Raw genomic sequence first — 8,096 nt, 5'->3', positions numbered from 1 at the left:
ATCGCGGAGAGGGCGCGCGACGTACTCGCCCAAAGGGGGCATCTTCTCAGCGCGATAGGGCGGTTCGGGCTGCTGGCGGATATAGTGAAAAGCAACTGCCGCCGCCACCACGGAGAGCATCTGGATGGCAAGAAAGCCATCGTATTCCCGCCCGCGGTCCTTGGCGAAATCTAAGATGAGGCCGGCAATGATGCTCGTGCCCATGGTGACGATACCCACCACGCGGTTGCGCCAGCCGAAGTAGCGACCGCGGATCTGTTTCGGCACCAGATCGCCCATCCACGTCAACCAGGCGGGAGCAGCCAGGTTTTGCAGCAGTGTGCCAAACCCATAGAGCGCAAGAAACAGCCCGATGACCTCGCCACGCCGAACCAGAGGCAGCAAGGCGATGGGAAGCCAGGTTAGTCGGCCCGCAAAAGAACCCCACGCGCAAATCTTCTTGCGCTGGCCAGTGCGCTCCACCAGCCGCGCTCCAAAGATTTGGAACAGCTGCATCAATAGGGGCACAGAGGTGACCAGGCTAAGCTGCAGGTCATTCGCCCCCAAGAACAGGGCGTAGCCGGTGAGGAAAGCATTCGTGGTCATCACGATGTGCACCGTTGCCCACGAGCCCTCGATCACCGAAATCCGCAACCCGCGTCGCGTCGCTTCCGGAGTCAGCTTTTCGGTTCTCGTTTGCCTCCGAACCTGAGTTGCTATGCTATCCTCTCCCACGCCGATGTCCACTCACCGCCCTTCGGTTCACCTTTCTCTACCACTCTCTGTGCCTTGACTTCGCCAGCAGCTCTGATAGCCTGCAGTCCCATCACTCCGCCATAGGGCTCTGCACTTCTCGCCTCGCCGGCTCGGACGAAAAAAGAACGAACCCATAGTCGTCCAGGATATTTCTGCCCTGGTTCAGGGGCGCAGAGATCTGTGCGATCCTGGCCAGGGCTGCAGCCCGTGCCTCTCCACGCAGCAGACGCGGCTGGTAGTGCACCTCGCCGTGATAGACGGAGATGGGAATGACTCGCGCCAGTACCGGGCCGTTCTCGTCCAGGAAAACCTTGAGGATCATGCTCTCGCGTGAGGACTCGCTGCGCGAACCAAAGGCAAAGTTGCCCAATCCGTAGGCGATGAGCTTGCCTCGATAGACTTCCAACCCCTGCAGCACGTGCGCGTGGTGTCCCAGCACGAGGTCCGCACCACAGTCGATGGCTTGGTGGCCCAACAGCCGCTGGTAGTCCTTGGCCATGGTCAACAACTCCGCACCCCAATGGAAGGAGACCACCACGAGGTCCGCCCGCGCCCGGCTTTCCTCGATCGCCCTCTTCATCTTCTGCTCAGAAGGGAAACAAGTGCCCGCGCGGGTACGCGTGGCCCAGAATTCTTCTGGAAAGGTAGTGGAAAAGCCGAGGAAGGCCACGGTCCTTTCCCCCACCTTCACCATCGCTGGCGTGGTTGCCACCGAATCGTTCGCCCCAGCGCCGCAATGAAAGAGCCCCAAGGAATCGAGGGTGGCAATGGTGTCGAAAAGGCCTTCGTGCCCATAGTCGAGAATGTGGTTGTTGGCCAAGTTAAGGACGTCGAATCCGGCGTTCTTTAACCCCGCTGCCCACGGCGGCGGCACACGGAATGTGAAGGTCTTGTCGAAAGCCTTTCCCCGTGTGGTGAATGGGGCCTCCAGGTTGCCAATAGCGATATCGGCACTCTGCAGCACGGCCCTCGTCGAGTCGAAGGGGTAGTCGCAGCCGTGTTCCTGTATGACGCCGAGGGCGGGACCCGCCAGCATCACGTCACCCACGGCCGCGATGGAGACAATCTTGCGCGCAGGGGCAGTCACCGCAGAGCGGCGCCACTGCACAGTGTCCTGGGCGACCGAGAAAGTCGCGTTCAATTGTTCGCCGGCCGCCAGACGATCTCGCTTGCCACTGCAGCAGGCCAGAAAAAGACCAACGGCCCAGAGAATGAATGCAATTGTCCTCTTTGGATGGGTCAACGCCGTCCTCCAAAAAACTACCCCATCTTCGTGCGATGGGGCATTCCGATGCAATCCCCGCCGTCCCCGTTTTCAGTGACCGAGACTCCCCTTTGCTCAACCCTTAAGGGTCACTCTCGCTCGGATTCCTTCTTCAGGCCCCCTATAGCGCTTTGGCGCACTTCAAGGCTGCACTGCTCACGTACCCTGCTACCTGGGCTTACTTCTCGCCCGCTTCCGTTTTCTTCGTGGGCGCAGCCGGTCGGCGCTTCTTGGTTGCCGGCTTTGTGGGCTCGGCCTTTGACTTCGCCTGGGGCTCCGGCGAAGGGGCTTGCGGAGAAGCCTTCTTTCGTTGCTCTTCCTTTTCCTCTTTTACCTTCTCAATTTCCGCTTGCTTTCGGCGCAGCTTCTCCTCCAGGTCCCTGATGCGCCCCACCAGGGAACTAACCTTCTCGTCGGATGCCACCTGGCTGCGGGCATCTTGCGCCAGGAGCTCGTAGACCCTGCCACCCAGTTCGGCGAACAGCCGATTGATGCTGTGTTTGATCGCCGCCTCATCGACCTTGAGGCGCCCGATTTTCGTGTACTGCTCGGTATAGTCCGCGACCGTTTCCAGCCCTTCCTTCAGGCTCTTGCGGATATCATCCCATAGGGATCCCATCGACTTCACCTCCTTCAATGTCGGGTTTCGCACGTTGCATCAAGAGACCCTAGCGCAACAGCACGAGCTTGCGTACATCCGAGTAGCCACCTCCGCGCAAACGACAGAAGTAGACGCCGCTCGCCAGTGCGGCGCCAGAGTCGTCCCGCCCATCCCACACCACGTACGATCGGCCGCCTCTGATTGTTCGCACCTGTCTGCCCCGCGCGTCGAAAATGGCGATGGTGATCTCAGAAGGGGCCTTGTCTTCTGGAAACTCGTACCTGATCACGGTGCTCTGCACAAACGGGTTGGGGTAACCGGGGAACAGCCGGAAGGCCGTCGGCAGGTCGCCCGCCTGGGGCGGAGCAGCAATCACGGCTCCCGCCCACAGCTTGCCATAGCCCCAACTATCGTTGGGCAGGAGGCCTGTGAAGGCATCGCGGCGCGCAGAGTCCTGTAGCATCTGCCGGATCTGCACACACGTGAGCGTGGGATCGCGCTCCAGAGCCAACGCTACCACTCCGGTCACATGCGGTGCCGCCATGCTCGTTCCCTGGCTTATGCCATGCACGCCGTCGGGGAGGATGAAACCATTTGGGTACTGGTTGCTGCCAGTGTAAAACATGCTGGTCGGCTGCGAAGGGTCAGCATCTGCCGAGAGGGCGGCGCCGATCTTCTCCCCGGGTGCTGCCACTTCCGGCTTGGTGCGGCCGTCACGCGTCGGACCGGGGTTGGAAAAGTCCGAAAGTTCGCCGTCAAATTTGTTGCTCAGCCCCGGACTGGTCAGCGTATGGCCGTCCAGGTCGACCCACGTTCGCTTGGTGATGTACGACCCCACGGTGATGGCGTACTGGGCAGTGCCCGGGATGCTGACCTTCATCGTGTGGTCCACGTGGTCGACAAAGCGCGCCTCCATCGAGGAGGCAGCAATCCAGCCGTCGAAGCGCCCCGAAGTGCCACTGATGGTCAGTTCCCAGGTGCCCGCCGCCGGCTCCGAGCCGGCTGTGCGGTCATAAATCTGGATGAGCAGTTCCTTGTCGCCGTTGCGCGGGTCCACGCCCCCGTGGGCGTTGTCAATGTAGAGAAAACCCTCTTTGGTGTCCTCGTAAAAGAGGCGTCCGCTGAGGATCGGGCCGTACGTCCGTCCTGCCGGCGTCTTCACCTTGATCGACTGGTTACTGAAGCCAGAATACCAAAAATCCAACACCAGGTAGTCATCTTGGGTGGCGCTGTTCTTGTCGTAGGCAACGATTTCTGTCTTGATGGTCACGCTGCTCGTCGACGGGCTGAGGTTGCCGCTGGTGTGGATGCTCTCCTGGCCATCGTTACCGGCAGCCACCACGACGGCACGTCCGGGACGCCCGGGTCCCACAAGCTGGTCGATTGCCTGTTCAGCCACATCGGTGCCATCGTGCGCTCCCCAGTTGGACCCGAGGCTCAGGTTCACCACATACGGCATGTTCAGCTCATTAGCCTTGCTGTGCACAAAGTGCAACGCGTTGACCTGATCGTCGTCGGCAATCTTGTCTGCACCTTCCACCCGCGTCCCTTTGACGATGATAAAGGCCGCCTCAGGAGCCACCCCGACGTACTGCCCGGCTGGCTGCTTTCTCCCGGTAGCGCGACCGTTCCCCCCGGCACACCCTGCCACGTGCGTGCCGTGGCCCACCACGTCGCGATGCCGAAGAGGGGCACCCCCTTGTAAGGCGGCGTTGATTTCCGCCTCCGTGTGCAGCGTACCCCCGTAGTCATCCGGACCGTCCAGCTTGTTATCGCCGTTCAGGTCCCCAGGGTCGCTAAAGTCCAGCAAATACTTTATGCGCGTCGTGCCATTGCTGCGCCGAAAATCCGCATGCCGCCAGTCGATGCCGGTATCCACGATGCCCAACACCGTGTTCTTGCCGGTGAGGCCTGAGGAGCTTCGTACTGCCACAGCCCCGATCTCAGGCACGCTGCGGTCCAAATGGAGCTGCCGGGCCTTGGGTGCCTGTACGTACACAACCTCCTCCAGGCCGATGATGGCAAGCAGCTCGTCCTCGGTCACCAGGGCAGTGGCGACGTTCCCGACAATGGCCTGCACCCGGGCCCCGGTGGCCAGCACTCCCGAAAAGTTATCGCGGACCTGGATCAACACCCGGAGGTACTGCTCAGGGGTAGTCTTCATGAGAGCCGTGCCCGGTACAGAACCTTTGGCCACCGCCTCCGGATGCAGCACCACCATGCGCAGGCACGGGTCCAGTTTCGCCCGCTGCGATTCGGAGAGGTCGGCCGGAACGCACACATCCCCCAAAGCCAACAGACCCACCGCCCAGATCACGCTCCTGCCAAGAGTCATTCATTGCCCTCCACATGTGGGGCAGAACAAAACAATGGGTATCTCGAGACTGGCTCCCAAGAGGTAGCGGGCCAATCCGGTCCAAAGATAACAAAAACGGAACGCGCGCACAAGGGGAAAATGAGAACAAGGGGGTTGTGTCCAGCGCGGCGCGGGCAAGAGAGCAGCGCTGAAGGTAGCCTGTGCCCGGCCCGCCTATGGCACCCAAGAAGGGTATTCGTTGGTGTGGTCGCCGAAAGTAACTCGTTCGACTTGCGAACCGTCGCTGTTCATGATTGCCAGGTGATCGCCGCGCCCGAAAAGAATTTGCGCGCCATCTCGAGACCAGGCCGGGTGCCAGTCGCTGATCCCGGTGGTCAACCTGGTGGCCACGCCGCTGGTCAGGTCCAGCACCCAGATCTCGTCCACACCCGTCACCTGCACGCGCACAAAAGCGAGCTTCTCATCGTCTGGCGACAGCGCAGGGTGCTTGATAATAGCCTGATCAACAGCCACGTCCAGGGCATAGAGCAAGCTGCTGGACGAAGAGGCAAAGTCGAAGCGGTAGAGCGCAGCGTGGCGCGCAGTATCCACACTGACATAGATGAACGACCGGCCGTGCGAAAACCAGGCAACGCGAGTGTGGATGGAATCGCTCACATCGACCACATGGCGGGCCGAGTCGCTGGCCAAGTCGACCAGCCAGATCGACGACCGCATGTCCCGGTTGGACCAGAATGCAGCCTGACGGTCATCCGGCGACCAGGTAGGGAAACTGTCGTCGTATTCGGAGGACGAGACGCGCCGCCACGAGGTGGTAGCAACATCCATGAGATAGAGTTGCCAGTTGTAACCCCAAATCGTGCTGGCTGGGATGAAGTAGCTGAATAGGGCACGGGTGCCGTCATGGGAGAGCGCAAAGTTGGCCGGCACATAGGCGCCGAAATAGGCAATGGCCCGCAGCTCACGGGCTTCCGCATCCAGAAGCATGAGGTAGTACTCACCAGGCCAATCGTGCAGCGTGCGCCGGAAAAGAATCTTGCCGGACAGCCGATGGAAGGGGATCTGGGAGAGCTCGTCCTTCGAAACGACTTCTGGCTCGGTAGGGACGTGCTCGCAGCTGACGGCGATGGCGAACACTGCTGCGACACTCACCGCCCAGCGCTGCAAACGGCAGCTCTTCATAACTGCCTCCTCTTTGCCCGCGCGCGGAAAACGGAGATTTCCCGCTGCAGGTCACCTCACACTTTCGCCCCCCGGCGCTGCCTCTCCTTCCACCAGGTGTAAATCCCTATCCCCAGCAACAGAGCCATCACTGCCGCAGACAGCGCCGTCTCCAGAGAATTGCCCTCCTGCAACCCGTCCACGAGCAGGCCAAAAGCAACAAAGAAGGCTACCAGGCCAATCCCTTCCACAATCCACGACAGAATCGCTGCCTTTTTCACCGATGTACTCCCTACTTTGTGACGCCATTCCCACACTACCGTCGCGCTGGCACCCGGGCCGCCGCAATGGTCATGCGCCACCCTGAGGCCACTCACTGCCCGCCACAAATGGCCAGAACCAGTGCGGCGCCCACTACGGCTGCCGTTTCGGCCCGCAGCCGACGACTACCCAGGCTCACGGCCGTGAAACCTCCTGCAACGGCCGCCTCTACCTCCTCGGCGGTAAACCCACCTTCCGGGCCGACGAGCAGCGCGGCTTCGGAGATGGTCGCGCGTCTCAGGCCGAGGAGCACAGTGACCAACGGCTCGCAACCGTCCCCTTCGTGGGCCACCAGGCGGAGTTTCGCACCCGACAGGAGGTCCAATGCCTGCGGAAGTGTGCATGGGTCAGTGATTTCCGGCAGCACCGATCGTCCGCACTGCTTCATTGCCGCAAGGGCGACCCTGCGCCAGCGGTCGATGCGGTTCTCAGCAAGTCGCCCGCTTCTCGCCGTACAGAGAGGCACGAACCTGCTCACCCCAAGCTCTGTCCCTTTCTCAACCAAGAAGTCAAAGCGCTCACCCCGCAGAGGCGAAGCAGCCAAGGTGAGGCGCAGCCGTGGCTCGCCCACCCCCTCCAGGCGCTGCAGAATCTTCGCCTCGGCCCGCTGCACCTGTGTCCCCGCGAGCTCGCATTCGTAACAGTGACCGAGCCCATCCACCGCGAAGAAGTGCTGGCCCGGGCGTGTGCGGTGTACCACCACCAGGTGATGCCACTCCTGGTCGACCACGAAGAGGCGCTCCTTGTGCACGTCCTGCGGCCTGACGTAGAAAAAGTCCGCGTGTGGTGGTATGTGCATCTCGCCAGCTCAATAGAAGGACTTGTCCGCAAACAAATCAAAAGGCAACACCCAAGTCCAGAATCATCTCTCCATGCAGCTTGCCGTCCCACGCATACTCCGCCCGCAGCACATAGCCGTATGGCAGGTGGAAATGTAGTCCAGCGCCAAACCCTCGCCACCACGCACGCTGCTCCGGGCTTTGACGGAACCAGACGCTTCCGGCTTCACAAAAAATGCCGGCGTTGAGCCCGAACTTGAGATTGCGGCCATAGCCCCCCAGCAGCGGCTCGGCGGCTTTCAAGGTCAGGTACCGCACCGGAATGACCGTGAAGCGGAGCTCGGAGCCCAGCATTACCCGGCTATCCCCCTCAGCTACCTGCCGAAAGTGCCCGCGGATGCGCTCTCCGTAGCCGAAATAGAGACGATCGTACACAGCTACCTCACGCCGCGAGAATGAACCACTGGCCCGCATAGCCAGCGACACCTGCCCCTTGAGCGGTTGGTAGCGGCGGATGTCGACACCCCAGAGCAGGTAATTGGCAGTCAAGCCGGGCAAACCAACCCGCCGAGCGCTCAGGTTCAGCCACCAGCCCCGCCGCGGATACTCCGCCAGGTCACGCGTGTCGTATGAGGCAGTGAGGCCCCATTGCGGTGCCTGGTCTACCCCATCGGGGCTGATAGTCGCCCCGCGCCGCGGCGGAGCGACCCGCACTTGCCTGTATCCGGCCGTCAGACCGACATGAACGTGGTAACCGAAACGCTGGCCGACGGTGCACGAAAACCCCTCCACCTGTTGCTCAAAGCGCGGGAATTGTGGACTGAGGTTCCGCACCCGCTGTCGGGAGACCAGCGCGGTGACAAACATCCCCCCTCTCCCCAAGAGCCACGGGCTGGTAAAGTCCACCTGGTAGCCTGG

8 protein-coding genes are annotated in these 8,096 nt (G+C 61.5%); all 8 read right to left on the bottom strand.

Going from position 1 to position 8,096, the window contains the following annotated elements; genetic code table 11:
- The coding region (locus H5U38_07445) for an MFS transporter (protein ID MBC7186849.1) at positions 1-633 on the bottom strand (633 nt) is incomplete at its 3' end.
- Between the two features lie 172 nt (positions 634-805).
- Positions 806-1,978: a CapA family protein gene (locus H5U38_07440; protein MBC7186848.1), complete on the bottom strand. Its 1,173-nt coding sequence runs from the start codon at positions 1,976-1,978 to the stop codon at positions 806-808.
- A 199-nt stretch (positions 1,979-2,177) separates the two neighbouring features.
- Positions 2,178-2,618 (bottom strand): hypothetical protein, encoded by a 441-nt coding sequence (locus H5U38_07435; protein ID MBC7186847.1) that lies wholly within the window; start codon positions 2,616-2,618, stop codon positions 2,178-2,180.
- A gap of 49 nt (positions 2,619-2,667) precedes the next feature.
- A complete protein-coding gene (locus H5U38_07430; protein ID MBC7186846.1) occupies positions 2,668-4,935 on the bottom strand; it encodes a S8 family serine peptidase in 2,268 nt (755 codons plus the stop codon).
- Positions 4,936-5,130: 195 nt separating this feature from the next.
- Positions 5,131-6,099 carry a PD40 domain-containing protein gene (locus H5U38_07425; GenBank protein ID MBC7186845.1) on the bottom strand — a complete coding sequence of 323 codons (969 nt, stop codon included), beginning with the start codon at positions 6,097-6,099 and terminating at the stop codon, positions 5,131-5,133.
- Positions 6,100-6,155: 56 nt separating this feature from the next.
- Positions 6,156-6,359 (bottom strand): hypothetical protein, encoded by a 204-nt coding sequence (locus tag H5U38_07420; GenBank protein ID MBC7186844.1) that lies wholly within the window; start codon positions 6,357-6,359, stop codon positions 6,156-6,158.
- Positions 6,360-6,451: 92 nt separating this feature from the next.
- Complete coding sequence (locus H5U38_07415) at positions 6,452-7,198, bottom strand: 16S rRNA (uracil(1498)-N(3))-methyltransferase (GenBank protein ID MBC7186843.1); 747 nt, start codon at positions 7,196-7,198, stop codon at positions 6,452-6,454.
- Positions 7,199-7,235: 37 nt separating this feature from the next.
- On the bottom strand, positions 7,236-8,096 hold an 861-nt coding region (locus H5U38_07410; GenBank protein ID MBC7186842.1), incomplete at its 5' end, for a BamA/TamA family outer membrane protein.

The organism is Calditrichota bacterium, assembly GCA_014359355.1.
GTDB lineage: Bacteria > Zhuqueibacterota > Zhuqueibacteria > JANLFK01 > Oleimicrobiaceae > Oleimicrobium.
The sequence above is the reverse complement of the archived record's forward strand: the minus strand, read 5'-3'. Positions and strand labels throughout refer to the sequence as shown.

What these genes read in the sequence shown, in the direction of transcription:
- H5U38_07435 (MBC7186847.1), bottom strand. Translation starts at nt 2,618, where the DNA reads ATGGGATCCCTATGGGATGATATCCGCAAGAGCCTGAAGGAAGGGCTG.
- H5U38_07430 (MBC7186846.1), bottom strand. Translation starts at nt 4,935, where the DNA reads ATGACTCTTGGCAGGAGCGTGATCTGGGCGGTGGGTCTGTTGGCTTTG.
- H5U38_07425 (MBC7186845.1), bottom strand. Translation starts at nt 6,099, where the DNA reads ATGAAGAGCTGCCGTTTGCAGCGCTGGGCGGTGAGTGTCGCAGCAGTG.
- H5U38_07415 (MBC7186843.1), bottom strand. Translation starts at nt 7,198, where the DNA reads ATGCACATACCACCACACGCGGACTTTTTCTACGTCAGGCCGCAGGAC.